At 69.4% G+C, this 18,547-nt stretch carries 20 protein-coding genes; 17 read left to right on the forward strand and 3 right to left on the reverse strand.

Going from position 1 to position 18,547, the window contains the following annotated elements; genetic code table 11:
* Positions 1 to 277 precede the first annotated feature (277 nt).
* A complete protein-coding gene (locus tag Q7W02_11965) occupies positions 278 to 688 on the forward strand; it encodes a TraR/DksA C4-type zinc finger protein (protein MDO8476881.1) in 411 nt (136 codons plus the stop codon).
* 7 nt (positions 689 to 695) lie between these two features.
* On the opposite strand, the gene Q7W02_11970 is transcribed toward Q7W02_11965, so the two are convergent.
* Positions 696 to 1,442: a glycerophosphodiester phosphodiesterase family protein gene (locus Q7W02_11970; GenBank protein MDO8476882.1), complete on the reverse strand. Its 747-nt coding sequence runs from the start codon at positions 1,440 to 1,442 to the stop codon at positions 696 to 698.
* A 41-nt stretch (positions 1,443 to 1,483) separates the two neighbouring features.
* Here Q7W02_11970 and Q7W02_11975 point away from each other — a divergent pair, with 41 nt between their 5' ends.
* The 16 genes from Q7W02_11975 to Q7W02_12050 all read left to right on the forward strand — a co-directional run bounded on the left by Q7W02_11975 (position 1,484) and on the right by Q7W02_12050 (position 17,386).
* The gene (locus Q7W02_11975; protein ID MDO8476883.1) at positions 1,484 to 2,101 is read left to right on the forward strand and encodes a lysophospholipid acyltransferase family protein; all 618 of its coding nucleotides are present in this window, start codon (positions 1,484 to 1,486) and stop codon (positions 2,099 to 2,101) included.
* Positions 2,102 to 2,125: 24 nt separating this feature from the next.
* Positions 2,126 to 2,605, forward strand: coding sequence for a type II 3-dehydroquinate dehydratase (gene aroQ / locus Q7W02_11980; protein ID MDO8476884.1), 480 nt, complete (start codon positions 2,126 to 2,128; stop codon positions 2,603 to 2,605).
* Between the two features lie 92 nt (positions 2,606 to 2,697).
* Positions 2,698 to 3,843, forward strand: a complete 1,146-nt coding sequence (locus tag Q7W02_11985; protein MDO8476885.1) for a sigma-70 family RNA polymerase sigma factor — start codon at positions 2,698 to 2,700, stop codon at positions 3,841 to 3,843.
* 18 nt (positions 3,844 to 3,861) lie between these two features.
* Positions 3,862 to 5,385, forward strand: coding sequence for an acyl-CoA carboxylase subunit beta (locus Q7W02_11990; protein MDO8476886.1), 1,524 nt, complete (start codon positions 3,862 to 3,864; stop codon positions 5,383 to 5,385).
* Positions 5,386 to 5,407: 22 nt separating this feature from the next.
* Positions 5,408 to 6,157, forward strand: a complete 750-nt coding sequence (gene cobS / locus Q7W02_11995) for an adenosylcobinamide-GDP ribazoletransferase (GenBank protein MDO8476887.1) — start codon at positions 5,408 to 5,410, stop codon at positions 6,155 to 6,157.
* The gene (locus Q7W02_12000) at positions 6,158 to 6,766 is read left to right on the forward strand and encodes a histidine phosphatase family protein (GenBank protein MDO8476888.1); all 609 of its coding nucleotides are present in this window, start codon (positions 6,158 to 6,160) and stop codon (positions 6,764 to 6,766) included.
* Positions 6,767 to 6,810: 44 nt separating this feature from the next.
* Entirely contained in the window at positions 6,811 to 8,436 is a 1,626-nt protein-coding gene (locus tag Q7W02_12005) for an ABC transporter substrate-binding protein (GenBank protein ID MDO8476889.1), read from the forward strand.
* A gap of 3 nt (positions 8,437 to 8,439) precedes the next feature.
* Complete coding sequence (locus Q7W02_12010; GenBank protein ID MDO8476890.1) at positions 8,440 to 9,387, forward strand: ABC transporter permease; 948 nt, start codon at positions 8,440 to 8,442, stop codon at positions 9,385 to 9,387.
* Positions 9,388 to 9,393: 6 nt separating this feature from the next.
* On the forward strand, positions 9,394 to 10,224 hold the full coding sequence (locus Q7W02_12015) for an ABC transporter permease (protein MDO8476891.1): 831 nt from the start codon (positions 9,394 to 9,396) through the stop codon (positions 10,222 to 10,224).
* A 197-nt stretch (positions 10,225 to 10,421) separates the two neighbouring features.
* Positions 10,422 to 10,889 (forward strand): prepilin-type N-terminal cleavage/methylation domain-containing protein, encoded by a 468-nt coding sequence (locus tag Q7W02_12020; GenBank protein ID MDO8476892.1) that lies wholly within the window; start codon positions 10,422 to 10,424, stop codon positions 10,887 to 10,889.
* Entirely contained in the window at positions 10,886 to 11,536 is a 651-nt protein-coding gene (locus Q7W02_12025) for a prepilin-type N-terminal cleavage/methylation domain-containing protein (protein ID MDO8476893.1), read from the forward strand. The genes Q7W02_12020 and Q7W02_12025 overlap by 4 nt, the downstream gene beginning before the upstream one ends.
* Before the next feature lie 10 nt (positions 11,537 to 11,546).
* Positions 11,547 to 13,040, forward strand: coding sequence for a hypothetical protein (locus tag Q7W02_12030; protein MDO8476894.1), 1,494 nt, complete (start codon positions 11,547 to 11,549; stop codon positions 13,038 to 13,040).
* A 98-nt stretch (positions 13,041 to 13,138) separates the two neighbouring features.
* Entirely contained in the window at positions 13,139 to 14,632 is a 1,494-nt protein-coding gene (locus Q7W02_12035; protein MDO8476895.1) for a hypothetical protein, read from the forward strand.
* 1 nt (position 14,633) lies between these two features.
* Entirely contained in the window at positions 14,634 to 15,389 is a 756-nt protein-coding gene (locus Q7W02_12040; GenBank protein MDO8476896.1) for a tetratricopeptide repeat protein, read from the forward strand.
* Positions 15,390 to 15,467: 78 nt separating this feature from the next.
* The gene (locus Q7W02_12045; GenBank protein MDO8476897.1) at positions 15,468 to 16,415 is read left to right on the forward strand and encodes a thiamine pyrophosphate-dependent dehydrogenase E1 component subunit alpha; all 948 of its coding nucleotides are present in this window, start codon (positions 15,468 to 15,470) and stop codon (positions 16,413 to 16,415) included.
* Positions 16,415 to 17,386: an alpha-ketoacid dehydrogenase subunit beta gene (locus Q7W02_12050; GenBank protein MDO8476898.1), complete on the forward strand. Its 972-nt coding sequence runs from the start codon at positions 16,415 to 16,417 to the stop codon at positions 17,384 to 17,386. The genes Q7W02_12045 and Q7W02_12050 overlap by 1 nt, the downstream gene beginning before the upstream one ends.
* A 2-nt stretch (positions 17,387 to 17,388) precedes the next feature.
* On the opposite strand, the gene Q7W02_12055 is transcribed toward Q7W02_12050, so the two are convergent.
* Positions 17,389 to 17,787 (reverse strand): DoxX family membrane protein, encoded by a 399-nt coding sequence (locus tag Q7W02_12055; protein ID MDO8476899.1) that lies wholly within the window; start codon positions 17,785 to 17,787, stop codon positions 17,389 to 17,391.
* Between the two features lie 28 nt (positions 17,788 to 17,815).
* Positions 17,816 to 18,487 (reverse strand): DUF3047 domain-containing protein, encoded by a 672-nt coding sequence (locus Q7W02_12060; GenBank protein MDO8476900.1) that lies wholly within the window; start codon positions 18,485 to 18,487, stop codon positions 17,816 to 17,818.
* Between the last annotated feature and the right edge of the window lie 60 nt (positions 18,488 to 18,547).

Consider the following 18,547-nt stretch of genomic DNA (forward strand, 5'->3'; position numbering starts at 1 on the left):
GCCCTTGGCCACCTAAGAGTCGACAGCCTGCGCCGGCCTCTCGTGGGAGCCTGACAGTTTTCGGGAGTCCGGCTTCACTATTTGGCGGTCCCGGTGAGCCTTTTTCCCACCCAATAGGGGCACTTTGCCCGACTGGCCTGGATCAAGCCCGTCTCGGACCCGAATATTCCCGATTTTCGAGCGTCTCTCTCCACGAAGCCTGCGGCACGAGGCTTGCACCAGCCGGGGTAGCCGGGCTGGGACAGCCGTAGGGCGAACCGCCCAGGGGGAGACCAAAATGGAAGACGTCAAGAAGAAGCTGGAAGCGGAACTGAACCGGACGGTCGAGCGCATCCGCCACATGGGCGGGACGGCGATGTCCGTGCAGACCATGAACGCGCTGGGCGACACGAGCCAGCTGGCCGACGAGGTCGACGTGATCCAGATCAACGAGGATCGCGAAATGAGCTTCGCCACGCGGAGCCTGCTCGTGGAGCGCGCCAACCGCCTGGCCGAGGCGCTCGAGCGGTTGCGGGACGGCGAGTACGGCGTCTGCCAGGAGTGCGACGAGGCCATCGCGCCCGCCCGCCTCAAGGCCATGCCCGAGGTGATGACCTGCGTGCGCTGCCAGGACCGCCTCGAGCGAATGACGCGTCACAGGGCGCTCGTCGGCGCGGGCGTTGACGAGGACGAGCCCGAGGACGACTAAGCGACGACTACAGCCGGTCGACCCGAGCACGCACGAGCCCGGGCCGGTCGGTGAGGATACCGTCAACGCACCAGACGACGAGCCGGTCCGCGAGGGCCGGCTCGTTGACTGTCCAGACATAGCAGCCGAGCCACGCCGCCCGGATTGTCTCAACGTCCGCCGCTCGGAGCACCTCGACCGACGGGCATAGCGCATCAGCCGTTCCCGGTGCCGGCAGCGCCGCGTCGAGCGGGCCCGCGCTCCAGAGCGCGCCGAGCGGGACGGCGGGGTTGAGCGCCCGCACGCGGCCGAGGGCCTCCCTGTCGGCCGACTGCACAAGCGAGCGCTCCACGGCCTCGTAGATCTCCAGCGTCGAGACGATGCGCTCCTCGATGCCGCTCCCGGCGGCGGCGCCGTCGGGCAGCTCGATCCAGAAGCGCGTGCGGTCGCGAAACCGCTCGAGCACCTCCTGAAGCGTCTGGATGCGCTGGCCGCCGAAGCGCGGCCCCTTCCACCCGCCGGCGTCGAGCCGCTTGAGCTCGCGGACGGTCAGCGCAGCCACGGGGCCGCGGCCATCGGTCGTCCGTTCGAGCGTGGCGTGGCCGAAGACCACGGGATGGCCGTCCTTCGACACTCGTACCCGCAGCGCGAGCGCGTCGGCACCCTCGGCCAGCGCCGCCTCAAAGGCTGCGATGGTGTGCTCGGGCGCTTCGGCCGACGCGCCGCCGCGCGCGATCACGATCGGCTTTCCGGCTGAGCGCTCCATTGTCTCCATCGCGATCTCCGTGGCACACTCTGGCCGTGCGCACTCCCGTCATGGACACCCTCCGTCCCTTCGTCCGGTTCGGGGCCCGGATCTACTGGCGGATCCAGCTCGAGGGCATCCAGCACATCCCGACGGACGGGCCGCTCATTATCGCGCCGAACCACGTCACGTACGCCGACCCCGTCCTGGTGTGGCTGCCCATCCATCTCCGCGTGCACTTCATGGCGTGGGATGCGCTGTTCGAGGTCCCGGGACTCTCCTGGGTGATCCGCCGGCTTCGCGCCTTCCCGGTACAGCTGGAATCGGCCGATCCCCGCTCGACTCGGGAGGCCGTCCGCCTGCTCCAGACGGGGCAAAGCGTGATGATCTTTCCCGAAGCCGCGCGCAGCCCCGACGGCCGGCTCCAGCGCTTCCGCCCCGGCGCCTTTCGCCTCGCTTCGTCGCTCCAGGTGCCGGTGCTGCCGGTGACCATCCGGGGTGGTCACGACTCGTGGCCCCCAGGACGCGTCCTGCCCCGACCCGGGAGGCTCAGCATCGTCTACCACCCGGTCATTTTACCGCCCAAGGAGCCCGACACGCGCGTGGCGGCCCGGGTGCTCGGGCGTCAAGTGCGCGACGCCATCGCCTCGCGTCTGCCGGCCGCGCACCAGCCCGAGGCCGATGCGTAGGGGCCAGTGTATACTCTCCCCGCCATGGCACGTTCGTCGGCTGCCCTTGTCCTCGTACTCCACGGGCCAAACCTCAATCTCTTGGGTACGCGGGAGCCTGCCGTCTACGGCCGCACGACCCTCGCACAGCTTGACGGCGAGATCCAGCGCCACGCCGCGCGCCGAGGCGCCAAGGCGGTCTGCCGCCAGTCGAACCACGAGGGCCAGCTCATCGACTGGATACAGGGCGCCGCCGGCGAGGGCTTCAGGGCCATCGTCATCAACCCCGGCGCGCTGACCCACTACTCCCTCGCGCTGCGCGACGCGGTCTCCGCCGTTTCCGTGCCCGTCGTCGAGGTCCACCTCTCGAACATCCACGGGCGGGAGGATTTCCGTCGCCATTCGGTGATCGCGGCCGTGGCGCGGGGACAGATCTCGGGCTTCGGCCCCGCCAGCTACCTCCTGGGCGTGGACGCGGCGCTCCAGTCGGCCACGGCGGGCCGGCCGAGCCGGCGCCCGCGGTGAATGTCGGTCCCCCTTCCGGCGTCTAATCCGCGTCGTGGCGGGAGGCGCGGGGGCCGCCACAGGCTCCTGTGACGCCGCCCGCGGATCCGCCGATGCTTCCCGACGGCGCAGGCTCTCCGGGTTCCGCGGACCTGGACGAGCGTCTCCTCATCGAGCGGTGTCGCGCGGGTGACATCGCGGCGTTCGAGCCCCTGGTGGAGAAGTACCGGCAGCGCGTGTGGCGCCTGGCCTTCCAGGTGCTGCGCGATCGCGAGGAGGCATGGGATTGCGCTCAGGACGCCTTCGTGCGGGCATTCCAGTCGCTGGCGTCGTTCCGCGGCCAGTCGGCTTTCTACACCTGGCTCTTTCGCATCGCCATGAACGTGGCGACCGACCGGCTGCGCGCCCGGAGCGCCCAGGCACGCGCGTTCGGCAGCCAGCTTGTGCCGGCGGAGGAGTGGGAGCGCACCGCGCCGGATCACGGGGAGCGGCCAGACCAGGCCGCGCTGGGCGCCGAGCGGCGCCTGCGCATCCGCCAGGCGCTCGATACCTTGCCGCCCAACGCGCGAACCATTATCATGCTCAGTGACGTCGAGGGGCTCTCGTACCGCGAGATCGCATCCGTGCTCAACTGCCCAATCGGAACGGTGATGTCGAGGCTTCACAACGCGCGCAAGCGGCTGCGGAGCGTGCTCGGGCCCATGCTGCTCGTGCTCGTGTGTCTCGCGGCCGCGCTCGCGGGCGTTGCCGCATGGTCGCCGGCCTCGGGTCAGACGCCTCCGCCGGCCCCGGTCGCGGCGCCTCCAAAGGGCATGGTTCACTTCGAGGTCAGGGTCCTGCAGGCCTCGAACCCTCCCGCTCCTCAGCCCGCGCCGGCCGGCAAGCAGGCGCCGGCTCCCGCCGGCCCCGCCGTCAGCCAAATGGACGAGCGCCTCAAGCAGATCGTGCCGCGGCTGAGCAAGCTCTTCCGCTACAGCGACTACACGCCGCTCGAACATCACAATGTGGACGTCGAGTTCGGCGCCTCCAAGCGCCTGCCCGGCCCGGGCGACCGCTCGCTCGAAGTCACGCCGATGGACCTCCAGGGCAAGTCGGTCCGCATGCAGGTGCGGCTGCTCAAGAGCGAAAAATCCGTCATGACCTCGAACATCGTCGCCGCCCCGGGCGCGCCTGCCATCATCGGCGGCCCGCGCCACGGCACCGGTGTGCTCATCATCATCATTTGGGTCGATCCGATCACCGCGCCGCCGGCGAAGTGAGCGAGGCGAGGGCCGGCCGTGAGTGAGGAGCGCTACTTCCGGGAGCGCGCCCGCATCGAGCAGGGCCACGTCAAATACCGCGACAAGCTGAAGGACGAGGGCAAGCTCTTCGTCCGCGACCGCCTGAAGCTCCTCCTCGACCCGGGCTCTCCGTTCCAGGAGGACTTCCTCTTCGCGCGCAACCAGGAGGCCGATACGCCGGCCGACGGCGTGGTCACCGGTGTCGGCACCGTGGGCGGGCGCACCGTCTGCATCATGGCCAACGACTACACGGTCAAGGCCGGCTCCTGGGGTGAGAAGACGGTGGCGAAGATCGTGCGCATCCAGGAGCGGGCCCAGCGGCTGCAGGTGCCGCTGCTCTACCTCGTGGACGCGGCGGGCGGGCGCATCTCGGAGCAGATCAAGATCTTCCCCGGCCGCTTCCACGCCGGGCGCATCTTCTACAATGAAGTCCAGCTCTCCGGTGTCGTCCCCCAAGTGTGCATCCTCTTCGGGCCCTCGCCGGCCGGGTCGGCCTACCTGCCCGCGCTGACCGACTGCGTGATCATGGTGGACGGCAAGGCGAGCCTGTACGTCGGCTCGCCCCGCATGGTCGAGATGGCCATCGGCGAGAAGGTTTCGCTCGAGGACCTCGGCGGCGCGCGCATGCATTGCTCGGTGTCGGGCTGCGGCGACATCCTGGCGGGCTCCGACGAGGACGCGATCGAGCTCTGCAAGCGGTACCTGGCCTTCATGCCCCAGTCTTACCGCGAGCGGCCGGCGGGCACCGAAGCCCGCGAGGCCGTGCCGGGCCGGCCGATCGAGGAGATCGTCCCGTACGACCAGCGCAAGTGGTTCGACATGTACGAGGTCATCGACCGGGTCGTGGACGCGGGCTCCTTCTTCGAGATCAAGCGGCTCTTTGCCCAGGAGATCATTACCGGATTCGCCCGCATCGGCGGCCGCGCAGCCGGCATCGTCGCCAACCAGCCCAAGGTCAAGGGCGGCGTGCTGATGGTGGACTCCTCCGACAAGGGCGCGCGCTTCATCTGGCTCTGCAACGCGTTCAACATCCCGCTCGTCTACCTGGCCGACGTCCCGGGCTTCATGGTCGGCGCCAAGGTGGAGCGCGCGGGCATCATCCGCCACGGCGCCAAGATGGTCTTCGCCACCTCGCAGGCGACGGTGCCGAAGATCTCCGTGGTCGTGCGCAAGTGCTACGGCGCGGGGCTCTACGCGATGTGCGGCCCGGCCTTTGAGCCCGACGCGGCGCTATCCCTGCCGCAGGGGCAGGTGGCCATCATGGGGCCCGAGCCGGCGATCAACGCCGTCTACTACAACAAGATCATGGAGCTGCCGGAAAGCGAGCGCGCGGCTTACGTCCGGGAGAAGCGCGAGGCGTACGTCCAGGACGTGGACATCTACAAGCTCGCCTCGGAGATGCTGGTGGATGGCATCATCGCGGGCTCGGAGCTGCGCGGCGAGCTCATCAAGCGGCTCGAGTACGCCCAGAGCAAGCAGCTCGAGTTCCCCCCGCGCAGGAATCCCGTTCTCCCCGTCTGAGTCCCTTCGCCTACGGCACGCGGTGGGCTACCTGATTCTTGCCGTCCGGTTTCTGACTATCGTGCCGGTGCCGGGGCGCGAGGCGACGGGCGCGGGGGCGCTCGGACGGGCCGCGTGGTGGTTTCCCGCCGTGGGCCTGGCGCTCGGCGCCTGCCTCGTCGCTGCCGACCATCTCCTCGCGTTCGTGTTTCCGCCGCTGCTGGGAGCCATCCTGGTCATTGGGCTGTGGAAGGTTCTTACCGGCGGCATTCACCTCGACGGCCTCGCCGACGTTCTCGACGGCCTCGCGGGCCGCGACGCCGAGCGGCGGCTCGCCATCATGCGGGACAGCCGTATCGGGGTCTTCGGCGCCGGCGGCATCGTCCTCTGCTTCCTGATCTCGGCAGGCGCGCTCGACGCGCTGCCCGCGGGCCGCCACCCGGCGATGCTGTTCCTGGCGCCGGCGGCAGGCCGCCTCGTGCCGCTTCTGATCGGCCCGTTGTTCCCGGCGGCGAGCCCTGGTCAGGGGGTCGGCGCGGCCTTCCTCGAAGGTCTGTCGCCGTGGGCGGGGCCCGTGTCCGTCGCCGGCTTCTGGATCCTGGCAGCCGCGCTGCTCGGGCCGTGGGGCGGGCTCCTCTTGAGCCTCGCCCTTGCGACCGTGCTCCTCTGGGCGGTGTTTGTGGCCTCCCGCCTCGGCGGCCTCACGGGGGATGCGCTCGGCTCGTCAGTCGAGATCGGCGAGCTCGCGACGCTGGTGGCCGCTGCGGCCCTGATTCACCTGCGCGTCCTCTAAGTGCGGACGACCATCTACCTCGTCCGGCACGGCAGCGTGGTGGGCGCCGAGACTCGGCGGTTCATCGGCCATCTCGACGTGCCACTTTCGCCGGTGGGCGAAGCCGAGGCGGCGGCGCTGGGGCGGCGGCTCGCGGGCGCCAAGCTCGCCGCGGCGTATTCCAGCGACCTCGCGCGCACGCGACGGACCGCCGAGATCCTGGCGGCGCCCCACGGGCTGGAGGCCGTCCCGCTGCCGGAGCTCCGGGAGTTCTCCATGGGGCGCTGGGAGGGCCTGACGGCGGATGAGATCCGGGCGCTCGACCCCGCGGCCTTCGAGGCGTGGATGGCCGACGTCGGCCGATTCCAGTTTCCCGGGGGAGAGAGCCTGCCGGACGTCTCGGCAAGGGCTTGGCCCGCGTTCGAGGGCATCGCCGCCCGCCACCCGGGCTCTCGCGTCCTCGTGGTCGCACACGGCGGTCCGAACCGCATCGTCATGTGCCGGGCGCTCGGCATTCGTCCCGAGCGCATCCTGGCGCTGGGCCAGGACTACGCGGCGCTGTCCGTGCTCGAGCGGGGCCCGTCGGGCTGGGCCCTCCGCCTGCTGAACCACCGCGAGCCTCTGCTATAATGGCGCCGGCCCGTAGCTTCCCCCGCACGCACCCGGAGGACATCATGGACGCTCTCTCCATCGGCTCCGTTGGACGACGCGATTTCCTCAAGCTCGCGGGAAGCGTCGCCGCGATCGCCGCGGCGCCGGGAGAGGTCTTCGCGCAGGCCCAGCCCAAGCGCGGCGGCGTGCTCAAGCATATCGGCCTCGAGCCGCCGACCTTCGACACGCACGCGACGATCTCCTACCAGACCCAGCTCATCTCGTCCTTCGTCAGGCGGACGCTGTTCAAGTTCGTCAACGGCGCCAAGTACGGCCCGTCGGACTTCACGCCGGTGCCCGATCTTGCCCTCAAGGCCGACGTCTCCAAGGACGGGCGTGTCTACACCATCGCGCTTCGCCCCGGCGTGCGCTGGGAGTCCCGGGCGCCGGTCAACGGCCGCGAGCTGGTGGCCGCCGACGTTAAGTACTCCTTCGAGCGGGCGCTCAAGAAGTCGCCCGCGGCCAGCCTGCTGGGGCGGATCGAGGGCATCGAGACCCCGGACAAGCACACGGTCCGCGTTACCCTGGCCGACGCCTACGCGCCCTTCCTGCACAACCTGGCCGAGCCCTGGAACTGCATCCTGCCGCCCGAGGTCGAGGACAAGATGGGCGACTTCAAGGCGGCTGAGTCACTGATCGGCTGCGGACCGTTCGTCCTTGAGCGCTACGAGCCCGGCGTCAAGGCCGTCTTCGCGCGCAATCCCACGTACCACGCCAAGGGACTACCGTATCTCGACAAGGTCGAGTGGCTGTTCGTCAAGGACCGCTCGACCCAGCTCTCGCTCTTCCGCGCCGGGCAGGTGGACATCTCCTTCTACGATGGGCGCATCCCGCGGACGGACGTCGCCTCGTTCAAGAAGTCCAACCCGACCTACCCGGTGCAGTTCTGGGACTGGCTTGCCGTCCGCACACTCGCCTTCCGAACCGACAAGGCGCCCTTCAACGACCCGCGCGTGCGGCAGGCCTTCTCGCTGGCCGTGGACCGGAAGAAGTGGCTCGCCCAGTACCTCGAAGGGCAGGGGTGGGAAGACCCCGGCCCGGTGCCGGCGCCCATGCGCGAGTGGAAGCTCCCGACGAGCGAGCTGGGCGAGGGGGCGAAGTGGCTCCAGCACAACCCCGCGCTGGCGAGGAAGATGCTGGCCGAGGCGGGCTTCCCCAACGGCATGAAGGTCAAGTGCACGAACTGGCCGGGCTACGGCCCGGAGTACGTCGAGGAGCTCGAGCTCCTGGCCTTCAGCCTCAAGCAGGTCGGCGTGGAGCTCCAGATCGTCAACGAGGAGTACGGCAACTACATCCGCGGCTCCTTCCTCGGCAAGTTCGACGAGGCGAGCTGGGGGCCGTCGTCGCTCTTCACGGAGGTGGACGCCTACCTCTACAACTTCTTCCGCTCCGGGCAGCCGAACAACCGCAGCCACGTCGCCGACACCCAGCTCGACGTGATGCTGGACGCCCAGCGCCGCTACACCTCGCGGTCGTCGCGCAAGAAGGTCATCGACGACATCCAGCGCTACGCGGCCGAGCGCGCCTACTACCTCTACACGCCGTACCCGAAGAACGTGTCGTCGTGGACGCCGTGGGTGAAGAACTACGGATGCAAGAACTCCTTCGACCGGGGCGCGCAACTCGAGGTCGTGTGGCTCGATAAGTAGCCGGTGTTTCGCTACTCGCTCCAGCGCCTGCTGCTCGTCCTGCCGACGCTGTTCCTGGTTTCGCTCTTCGTCTTCGCCATCGTCCGGGCCATTCCCGGCGACGTCGTGGACATGATGCTGGAGCAGTTCCAGTACGGCAAGAGCGCCGACGAGCTGCGGGCGCGCCTGGGCCTCGACCGGCCGCTGGCGGCGCAGTACGTCACCTGGGCCTGGCAGGTCCTCCGCGGCGATCTCGGCACGAGCCTCTGGACCAACCGCCCTGCCGCCCTGGACATCGCCGCGCGCTTCCCCGTGACGATGACGCTGTCGCTCCTGTCCATCGCCATCTCGCTGGCGATCGCGCTGCCCGTCGGCATCCTCGCCGCCGTGCGCCAGGACTCCCGCGCCGACTACGCCGCCCGCTCCTTCGCCGTGGGCGCCCTGTCGGTGCCCAACTTCTGGCTTGGGACGCTCATCGTCGTGCTGCCGTCCTACTACTTCCACTGGGCGCCGTCCATCGGCAGCTTCACGTCCTTCGCGGAGGGCTGGTACGCCTACCTCGGCCAGTTCCTCCTGCCGGCCCTCTGTCTCGGCGTGGCGCAGGCGGGGATCATCATGCGCATGACGCGGGGGATGATGCTCGAGGTGCTGCGGCAGGACTACGTCCGCACGGCGCTCGCCAAGGGCCTGGGCGGGGCCGCGGTGGTGCTGGGACACGCGCTCCGCAACGCGGCGATCCCCATCGTCACCGTCATCGGCGGCCAGATGCCGTTCTACTTCGGCGGCTCCATCATCATGGAGCACATCTTCGGCCTGCCGGGCATGGGCAGCTTCGTGCTCGAGGCCATCAGCCGCCGCGACTACCCCGTCATCCAGGCCGTCAACCTCTTCGTCGCCGCCCTCGTGGTCCTCTCGAACCTTCTCGTGGATCTCTCGTATGGCGCGCTGGACCCGCGCGTCAGGCAGGACTAGCGCGCCGTGTGGACCTTCGTCAGGCGGAAGCCGCTGGGAGCCGCGGGCGGGCTCGTGCTCGCCGGCATGCTCGCGCTGGCTCTCCTGGCCGAGCGCGTCACCCCGTACGGCTACGACGAAGCCGACATCTTCTCCCGGCTCAAGGCGCCGAGCCAAGCGCACTGGCTGGGCACGGACAATCTCGGCCGCGACCTCCTCTCGCGCGTGATCTACGGCGCCCGGGTCTCTATGGCGGTGGGCTTCGGCGGCGTGGTGGTGGGTCTCCTGCTCGGCACGGCCGTCGGGCTCGTGTCGGGCTACTTCGGAGGCCGACTCGATCTCGTCCTCCAGCGTGTCGTGGACGCCTTCATGTGCTTTCCGCTGCTCCTGGTGGCGCTCACCATCATGGCGCTCCTGGGCCCCGGGCTCGGCAACGTGATCCTGACGCTCGGCCTGGTCCTGGGCGTCCGCGACTCGCGCGTCATCCGGAGCGCCGTGCTCTCGGTCAAGGCGCACCTCTACCTGGAAGCGGCGCGCGCGCTCGGCGCGGCGCACGCGGCCATGATCGGCCGCCACGTCCTGCCCAACATCCTTGCGCCGATCATCATCCTGGGCACGGTGAATCTGGGCGCCATCATCCTCACCGAAGCGGCGCTGTCCTTCCTGGGTTTCGGCGTGCCGCCCCCGCGCCCGTCCTGGGGCGGCATGCTCTCCGGGGCGGGCTTGGTCCACATGCTCCGCGCTCCCTGGCTTGCCCTCTGGCCCGGCGTCGCGCTCTCGCTCGCCGTCTTCGGCGCCAACATGCTGGGAGACGCTCTCAGGGATCTGCTCGACCCTCGGCTTCGGGGCAGCCGCTAAGCCCAGTCGGGTGACACACTCCGTCGCCGGGGTGTCGCGGGCGGTCCACCCCCACAGGGATGGCGAGCCCCAGGCCGCGCTCCAGTTTTAGGGGGCCTTCTAGAACGGCCACTTACAGCTCGATTCCAGTGTCGGCTGGGGTGGTCCCGCGTGGCATCGGCCTTGCTATGTCTCCAGTAGGAGACATATAGATACCCATGAACAGACTGATACGAGGCATCAGGATCTCCAGAAGCCAGGCGGGCTTTACCCTGGCCGAGCTCCTGGCCGCCGTCTTCGTCATCTCTCTCGGGCTGGTGGCGGTCGGGGCGGGCTTCGCCACGGCCATCCAGGGCGTCGAGACGAGCCGCCAGCAGACGACGGCGACCTTCCTGGCCGAGCAGCGCCTCGAGCAGGTCCGCGCGACGGCCCTCGGCAACTCGCTGGTCGCGTGCATGGGCTTCGCGAACATCACGGCGGCGTGCTTCCCCGCCCAGGCGTACGCCAGCATCACCAACGCGCCCGGCTACCGCTCAACCGTCACGATCACCGACTACATCGTCAACGGCAATATCGCGCGCAAGCGGGTGGACGTCGAGGTCTTCTACCGGCCGATCGTGGCCTGGGGCGTGCTCACCGCCGAGCGCAGCGTGCGCCTGTCCACTCTCGTCGCGAACCACACATGAGCCCCCGCGTCGCGGTCTTGCGGGACGAGCGTGGCTTCACCCTGGCCGAGATGCTCGTGGTCTGCGCCCTCCTCGGGACCGTGATGGCCGGCGTGCTGAGCCTCGTGATGGTCGGCCAGCAGAGCGCCACGGCCACCGCGAACAAGGTCGACGCGCAGGCGAACGCGCGCATGGGCATCGAGCGCATCATCGGAGAGATTCGCGAGGCCGGCTATCTGCCGCAGGGGCCTCAGTGCCCCACGGCGCCGACGACGCCCTGCCCCCCCTACAACTACGCCTTCCCCGCGATCACCGCCCAGACCGCCACGGCGCTGACCGTCCAGAACGACTGGAACGCCGACAATGTGATCCAGGCGGCCGCCGTGACCGATCCGATCAGCGGGGCGACGCGGGGGGAGCAGGTCGTCTATTCCTTCGCCTCGGGCCAGCTGCGCCGGCAGGAGATCGGCGTCGATGGCGCGGCCGTCCCGCTGGCGGCCGGCATCATCGGCCTGACCTACACCTATCTCGACCAGAACAACGCCGTCACGGCCACGGCCGCCAACATACGCACCGTGACGATCACGCTGACGACCCAGCAGAGCGCGGGCCAGCCGCAGGTGACGATGGTGCACCGCGTGCGCCTGCGCAACCGCCCGACCTCGTGAGGACCTGACCATGACCCATCCGGGAACCGTGCTGCGCGACCAGCGAGGGGTGGCCCTGCCGCTCGCCCTGATCTCGCTGCTCATCCTGACCATGCTGGTGCTGACGGTGCTCAACCTGGGCGCCGTCGAGCCGCAGATATCCAAGAACCTCTCGGACACGGCGCGGGCGCGGCACATGGCCGAGGCCGGCATCGAGTGGGCCTTCGACTGCCTCGCCGACCAGGACCCGAATGCGTTCTTCGCCGGCCCCGACGGCATCCAGGACAACACCGACGACCAGCTGGCGACGCCGGTGGCGGGACAAAACGTGGCCGCCCGGATGGACGCCACCTTCTGTCTCAACTCGCCGCCTCCCGGCGCGCTCCCCGGGCTCACGACCGCCGCCGGCACGTTCGCGGTGGCGATTCGCAATGACTCGATCGCCGCCCAAGGGCCCTACGCGGGCGACCAGATCCTGACGGGCCAGGCGGTCGACGGCGGCGGCAAGTACGCCGACACCAACGGCATCGTCATTCTTACGGCGACCGGCACTTTTGGAACGGCCACGCGCCAGGTCACGGCGGTGATCCAGCGCAATACGCTGTCGATCAACGCCGCGGTAACCTTGCCGGGCTTCCAGGCCGACACCTACATCCAGAGCGTCGGCAACCAGACCATCGACGGCCGCGACTGGCTCCGGACCGACGACGACGACGACGCCCCGACCGGGACCGGGCCGATGCGCTTCGGGATCGTCACGCAGCCCGGCGTTCAGGCGAACCTCGGCGTCACCTACGAGTCACGGGCCGAGAGCGCCTTCAACAACGTGCCCAAGCAGGAAACAGTGCAGGGCAAGAGCCAGGTCAACGGCTTGCTCACCACGGGGCTGAGCGCCATCGCCCCGGACGGCTCCCTCACCCCGACCGCCATGCAGAACTTCCTCACCAAGCTGGCGGCCAACCCGGCCACGACGGTCATCCAGAGCAGCATGGCCTGCCCGCTGGTCCTGACCGGCGCCGTGGGCTCGCCCAGCGCTCCGACGCTCTCGACGGCCGGCAGTGGGTGCCCGGGGAACCCGCCGGTAGGGCAGACGCTCAACCTGGGCTCGCCCGCCGACCCCAAGCTCGTCTACTTCCGCGGCCAGCTGGACACCTCCTCGACCTTCACGGGGCTCCGCCTCAACGGCACGGTCAGGGGCGCGGGCATCCTCGTCGTCGAGGACGGCGACCTGTCGGTCAATACCTCGGGCGGCGGGCTCAACATCAACGGGCGCAACGTGAACTTCTACTGGGACGGCATCGTGATCGTGACGGGGCGCTATGTCGGCACGGGCTTCCGGCCCGGCAGCAAGACCGAGATCCGCGGGGCCTTCATCGCCAACGAGACCGTCGGGACCGAGGCCAATGGCTACTTCGAGTTCCTGACCCAGGCGAATAGCCTCGCGCTCAGGAACAGCACCCAGAACATCAACATGGCGCTGCGTGCCGCCTACAACCAGCGCATCATCAGCTGGCGCGAGAACTGACGTGCGCGACTACTCGCTCCTCTTCGGTCTGGCCGCCCTGGGTTTGATGGTGCACCGCGTGCGGCTGCGCAACCGCCCGACCTCGTGAGGATCTGATCATGACCCATCCGGGAACCGTGCTGCGCGACCAGCGAGGGGTGGCCCTGCCGCTCGCCCTGATCGCGCTGCTCATTCTGACCATGCTGGTGCTGACGGTGCTCAACTTGGGCGCCGTCGAGCCGCAGATATCCAAGAACCTCTCGGACACGGCGCGGGCGCGGCACATGGCCGAGGCCGGCATCGAGTGGGCCTTCGACTGCCTCGCCGACCAGGACCTGAATGCGTTCTTCGCCGGCCCCGACGGCATCCAGGGCAACACCGACGACCAGCTGGCGACGCCGGTGGCGGGACAAAACGTGGCCGCCCGGATGGACGCCACCTTCTGTCCCAACTCGCCGCCTCCCGGTGCGCTTCCCGGCCTCACGACCTCCGCCGGCACGTTCGCGGTGACGATTCGTAACGACTCGATCGCCGCCCAAGGGCTCTACGCGGGCGACCAGATCCTGACGGGCCAGGCGATCGACGGCGGCGGCACGTACGCCGACACCAACGGCATCGTCATTCTCATGGCGACGGGCACTTTCGGGACGGCCACGCGCCAGGTCACGGCGGTGGTAAGCCGCAACAGCTTGTCGATCAACGCCCCGGTATCCTTGCCGGGATACCAGGCCGACACCTACATGCAGACCGTCGGCAACCAGACCATCGACGGCCGCGACTGGCTCCGGACCGACAACAACAGCGCCGCCCCGGCCGGGATCGGGCCGATGCGCTTCGGGATCGCCACCCAGCCCGGCGTTCAGACGAACCTCGGCGTCACCTACGAGTCACGGGTCGAGAGCGCCTTCGACACCGTGGCCAAGCAGAACACCGTGCAGGGCAAGAGCCAGGTCGACGGCTTGCTCACCACGGGGCTGCCCGCCATCGCCCCGGACGGCTCCCTCACCCCGACCGCCATGCAGAACTTCCTCAACAAGCTGGCAGCCAACCCGGCCACGACGGTCATCCAGAGCAGCATGACCTGCCCGCTGGTCCTGACCGGCGCCGTGGGCTCGCCCAGCGCTCCGACGCTCTCGACGGCCGGCAGTGGGTGTCCGGGAAACCCGCCGATAGGGCAGACGCTCAACCTGGGCTCGCCTGCCGACCCCAAGCTCATCTACTTCCGCGGCCAGCTGGACACTTCCTCGACCTTCACGGGGCTCCGCCTCAACGGCACGGTCAGGGGCGCGGGCATCCTCGTCGTCGAGGACGGCGACCTGTCGATCAATACCTCGGGCGGCGGTCTCAGCATCCAGGGCCGCAACGTGGACTTCTATTGGGACGGCATCGTGATCGTGACGGGGCGCTACATCGGCACCGGCTTCCGCGCCGGGAGCAACGTCGAGATCCGCGGCGCCTTCGTGGCCAACGAGGCGATCTGGAACGAGACCAACGGCTACTTTGAGTTCCTGACCCAGGCCAACACCCTGGCGCTCCGGAACAGCACCCAGAACATCAACACCGCCCTCCGGGCGGCGTACAACCAGCGCATCATCAGCTGGCGCGAGAACTGACATGCGCGACTACTCGCTCCTCTTCGGTCTTGCCGCGCTCGGTCTGATCGTCGGCTGCCAGCAGGCTCCGGCGCCCCAGCGGCCGGCCGCGACGCCGCAGGTGTCGCCGGCGGCGGTCGCGCGTGGGGAAGCCGACCAGCTCATGGAGCGCGGCGAATACGGGAAGGCGGCCGGCAAGTACCAGGATGCCGTCGCTCTCGAGCCCGACGACATGGCGCTGCGCTTCGCCCTCGGCACCGCGTACTCCCATCTCGGCAGGCGCGCCGAGGCGGCCGAGCAGTTCCAGTGGGTGGCGAAGCGCGGCGATCCTGGCCAAGACTACCACCGCGCCGCGCGCCAGTGGCTGGTCAGCGCCGGTATGCTCCCGGACGGGCGGACCGCGTCCACGGGGACGGATGGCGCCGGCGAGAGCCAGGCGCAGCAGCCGACCAAGGGCAAGGTCGCGGGCCCTCTCGAGTGGCCCGGCGTGAACTCGCGGGAGCGGCTGATCAAGGTGCGCGTCACGCTCACCGGTGACGACGATGCCACGAAGTCCGTGAACCTCTCGCGACCATTCCGACTGGGCGAGCGCTACGAGTTCCGCGACTTGGCGCCCGGTAAGTACCGGCTCGTCGCCAAGGCCGAGGACGGCGCTCCCGCCCTGGAGTTGTGGAACCAGAACGTGACCGTCGAGGCTGGGCAGGTGACCCAGCTGCCGCTCTCGGCGACCAACAGCAAGGTCACGCCCGACCAGTTCCCGGGGCCCGCGCCGAAGTAGCGAGATTGCCCTTCCGGTGGGCCGGGGCTAAGATCGGGCCCCGTGAGCCCTCGTCCCGGCCCCGATCTGCTCCTCCAGATGTACGCGACCATGCTGCGCATCCGCCGCGCCGAGGAGCGCGCGCGTGAGCTCTACGCGGCGGGGCGCATCCCGGGGTTCATCCACCTCTCGATCGGCCAGGAAGCCGTCGCCGCCGGCGTCTGCGCGCCGCTCCAGCGCGACGACTATCTGCTCTCGACCCACCGCGGCCACGGGCACCTCATCGCCAAGGGCGGCTCGCTGCGCGGTTTCATGGCGGAGCTCTACGGCAAGGCCACCGGCTGCTGCAAGGGCAAGGGTGGCTCTATGCACATCGCCGACGCGTCCGTGGGTTACCTGGGCGCCAACGGCGTCCTGACTTCGGGCTGCGTGCTGGCGCCCGGCGTGGGGCAGTCGATCCAGATGCGCGGGACAGACCAGGTCGCCGTGACGATCTTCGGCGACGGCGCCGCCAACCGGGGGCCCTTCCACGAGGGCGTCAACCTTGCGGCCCTGTGGAAGGTGCCGGTGGTCTTCGTCTGCGAGAACAACTTCTGGGCGTCGACGACCGCCCATGACCTGTCGACCGCCGGCGGCAGCATCGCGGCGCGGGCGGCGGGCTACGGCATCCCGGGCGCGACCGTGGACGGCAACGACGCGCTCGCCGTCTACCTTGCAATGGAAAGCGCGGTTGCTCGCGCCCGAGCCGGGGAGGGGCCGAGCCTGATCGAGGCACGCACCGTCCGCTTCATGGGTCACTTCGAAGGCGACCCTCAGGGCTACCGCTCGCGCGGTGAGGTCGAAGGCGGCCGCCAGCGCGATCCCATCGCGCGGCTGCGGGCCCACCTCGAGGAGGCAAAGCTCCTCGACGCCGCGCACGCGGCCCGCGTGGCGGCGGCCGTCGAGGCGGAAGTCCAGGACGCCGTGGACTTCGCCGAGTCGAGCCCGCTGCCCGCGCCGGAGGACGCGCTCCAGGATCTCTTCGTCCACTATCCCTGGAGCGATTGATGCCGGTTCTCGATTTCGGTGACGCCCTGAACCTCGCACTGCGCGAAGAGATGCGGCGCGACCCGCGCGTCTACTGCATCGGCGAGGACATCGTCCTCGGCGTGCCCTTCGGCGTCACCAAGGGCCTGGCCGAGGAGTTCGGCCCGGCGCGCGTCCGGAACGCCCCGATCTCCGAGGCGGCCATCGTGGGCTCGGCCATGGGCGCGGCCATCACGGGTCTCGTGCCGGTGGTGGACATGCACTTCGCCGACTTCGTTACCTGCGCGATGGACGAGGTCGCCAACCAGATCGCCAAGAGCCGCTACATGTTCGGCGGCCAGATCTCGTGCCCGCTCACGCTCCGCATGCCCTACGGAATTGGGAAGTCTGCCGGCGGGCACCATTCGAACTCCGTCGAGGCCTGGTTCGTCAACATCCCCGGCCTCAAGGTGTGCATCCCGTCCACTCCGGCGGATGCGCGCGGCCTGCTTAAGACGGCCATCCGCGATCCCGATCCCGTGCTGATCTTCGAGCACAGGGGGCTGTACCGCGTGACGGGCGAGGTGCCGGAGGCCGAGACCCTGGTGCCGCTCGGACTGGCCGATGTGAAGCGCCGCGGCATCGACGTCACCGTGATCGCGACAGCGCGCATGGTGGGCGAGAGCCTGGCGGCGGCCGACCGGCTGGCGGGCGAGGGGATCTCGGTCGAAGTCGTCGACCCGCGGAGCCTCGTGCCGCTCGACCGCGAGGGCCTGGCCGCGTCCGTGCGGAAGACCCACCGCGTGGTCATCGCCGAGGAGGGGCCCATGCGCGGCAGCGTCGGGGCCTGGCTCGCGTGGGTGATCATGGAGGCCTGCTTCGACGACCTCGACGCGCCCATCGCGCGCGTGGCGGGCCCGAACATCCCCATTCCCTTCAGCCCGCCGCTCGAGGCCTTCGCGACTCCGGGGGCCGCGGACGTCGTCGACGCGATCCGGCGGGTCGTGAAGTAGCGCTACTTCCGGAGCGTGAAGGCGCCCGCGCCCAGCAGCGCCTGGGCGATGGTCGCGCCCAGTAGGACGAGCACGTACTCGTAGCCGATCTTGCTGCCGAAGATGAAGAAGCCCTGCTGCAGGTGCACGAACCAGAGGGCGCCCGCAATGACCGGGATGTTCGCCAGGGCGGCCCAACGCACCAGGAGGCCCAGGATGAGCAGGATCCCGCCCAGGCCGTGCGCCACGATCAGGTACCAGACGCCGATCTCGGGTAGGGGGATGTGCATCGCGCGCTGGTACTCGACCGCCTTGGCGAGGCCCATCACGACGAGTGCCAGGTAGGCGTGGGCGATGTAAACCACGCCGAGGACCACCCGCAGCACGAGCGCGCCGTACGGCTCGAGCCCGCCTCTCCCCACAGTCAGTCCTCTCTGTCCAGGTTGGCGTTCACGGCTTCCGGAAGAGGATCTCGCCGACGTAGCCCTCGGCCCGCGAGCGCGTGTCGTCCGAGTCGATGCCGATGGAGAGCGCCTCGACCTTCTCCTCTGGCTCCTCGCCGTAGATCTTCTTGTAGTCTTCGCAGACGTTGCGCGTCTCCGTCACCCACTTGCCGATGTCGGCGTCGCCGGAGCGCATGACGACGTAGGTCACGAGCCCCGTCTTCTGGCTCTTGACGATCGTCCCGGCCGGGGCGGTCGTGTCCCAGATGTAGCCGATCACGCGCGAGCGCACGGCGTTCGGGAAGCGCGGGAAGGTGACGTAGAGCTGAAGCGCCTGGTCGTCCGTCGCCTTCTTGCGGGCGTCGCCGCCCTTGGGCAGCTCCACCACCTTCCAGCGCCACTGGAGGACCTGGTAGTCCTTGCAGTCGATCTTGATGTCCTTGTTGATGGTCGAGCTGTCGCCGTTGCTGACGAGGTGGAGGACTCGGGTCGGGCTCTCGCTCACGACCTCGAACTCGTACTTGGGGTTGCCCCAGCTCTGGGTGCGCCAGCCGTTGGGCACGCCCTTCTGCCCGACCGGCGTCTTGGACCAGTCCTCGACGACGACCTGGGAGCCCTGCGCCGAGACGGCGGAAGCCGCCGCCAGCAGGAGCACGGCCAGGATCGAGCCTTTCCGCATCGTCTCCCTCATCTTCGTGAGTCTCTCACGGTCGCGCGCCGCCTCCAACTCAAGGCTGCT

The sequence above is a fragment of the Candidatus Rokuibacteriota bacterium genome (assembly GCA_030647435.1).
In the GTDB taxonomy this organism is placed as follows: Bacteria; Methylomirabilota; Methylomirabilia; order Rokubacteriales; family CSP1-6; genus AR37.

Excerpts from the sequence above, each read along its gene's own strand:
- Q7W02_12050 (MDO8476898.1), top strand. The coding sequence starts at position 16,415 with ATGCCGGTTCTCGATTTCGGTGACGCCCTGAACCTCGCACTGCGCGAA.
- Q7W02_11965 (MDO8476881.1), top strand. The coding sequence starts at position 278 with ATGGAAGACGTCAAGAAGAAGCTGGAAGCGGAACTGAACCGGACGGTC.
- aroQ (MDO8476884.1), top strand. The coding sequence starts at position 2,126 with ATGGCACGTTCGTCGGCTGCCCTTGTCCTCGTACTCCACGGGCCAAAC.
- Q7W02_11970 (MDO8476882.1), bottom strand. The coding sequence starts at position 1,442 with ATGGAGACAATGGAGCGCTCAGCCGGAAAGCCGATCGTGATCGCGCGC.
- Q7W02_11985 (MDO8476885.1), top strand. The coding sequence starts at position 2,698 with ATGCTTCCCGACGGCGCAGGCTCTCCGGGTTCCGCGGACCTGGACGAG.
- Q7W02_12005 (MDO8476889.1), top strand. The coding sequence starts at position 6,811 with ATGGACGCTCTCTCCATCGGCTCCGTTGGACGACGCGATTTCCTCAAG.
- Q7W02_12030 (MDO8476894.1), top strand. The coding sequence starts at position 11,547 with ATGACCCATCCGGGAACCGTGCTGCGCGACCAGCGAGGGGTGGCCCTG.
- Q7W02_12045 (MDO8476897.1), top strand. The coding sequence starts at position 15,468 with ATGTACGCGACCATGCTGCGCATCCGCCGCGCCGAGGAGCGCGCGCGT.
- Q7W02_12020 (MDO8476892.1), top strand. The coding sequence starts at position 10,422 with ATGAACAGACTGATACGAGGCATCAGGATCTCCAGAAGCCAGGCGGGC.
- Q7W02_11975 (MDO8476883.1), top strand. The coding sequence starts at position 1,484 with ATGGACACCCTCCGTCCCTTCGTCCGGTTCGGGGCCCGGATCTACTGG.
- Q7W02_12025 (MDO8476893.1), top strand. The coding sequence starts at position 10,886 with ATGAGCCCCCGCGTCGCGGTCTTGCGGGACGAGCGTGGCTTCACCCTG.
- Q7W02_12040 (MDO8476896.1), top strand. The coding sequence starts at position 14,634 with ATGCGCGACTACTCGCTCCTCTTCGGTCTTGCCGCGCTCGGTCTGATC.
- Q7W02_12060 (MDO8476900.1), bottom strand. The coding sequence starts at position 18,487 with ATGCGGAAAGGCTCGATCCTGGCCGTGCTCCTGCTGGCGGCGGCTTCC.
- Q7W02_12035 (MDO8476895.1), top strand. The coding sequence starts at position 13,139 with ATGACCCATCCGGGAACCGTGCTGCGCGACCAGCGAGGGGTGGCCCTG.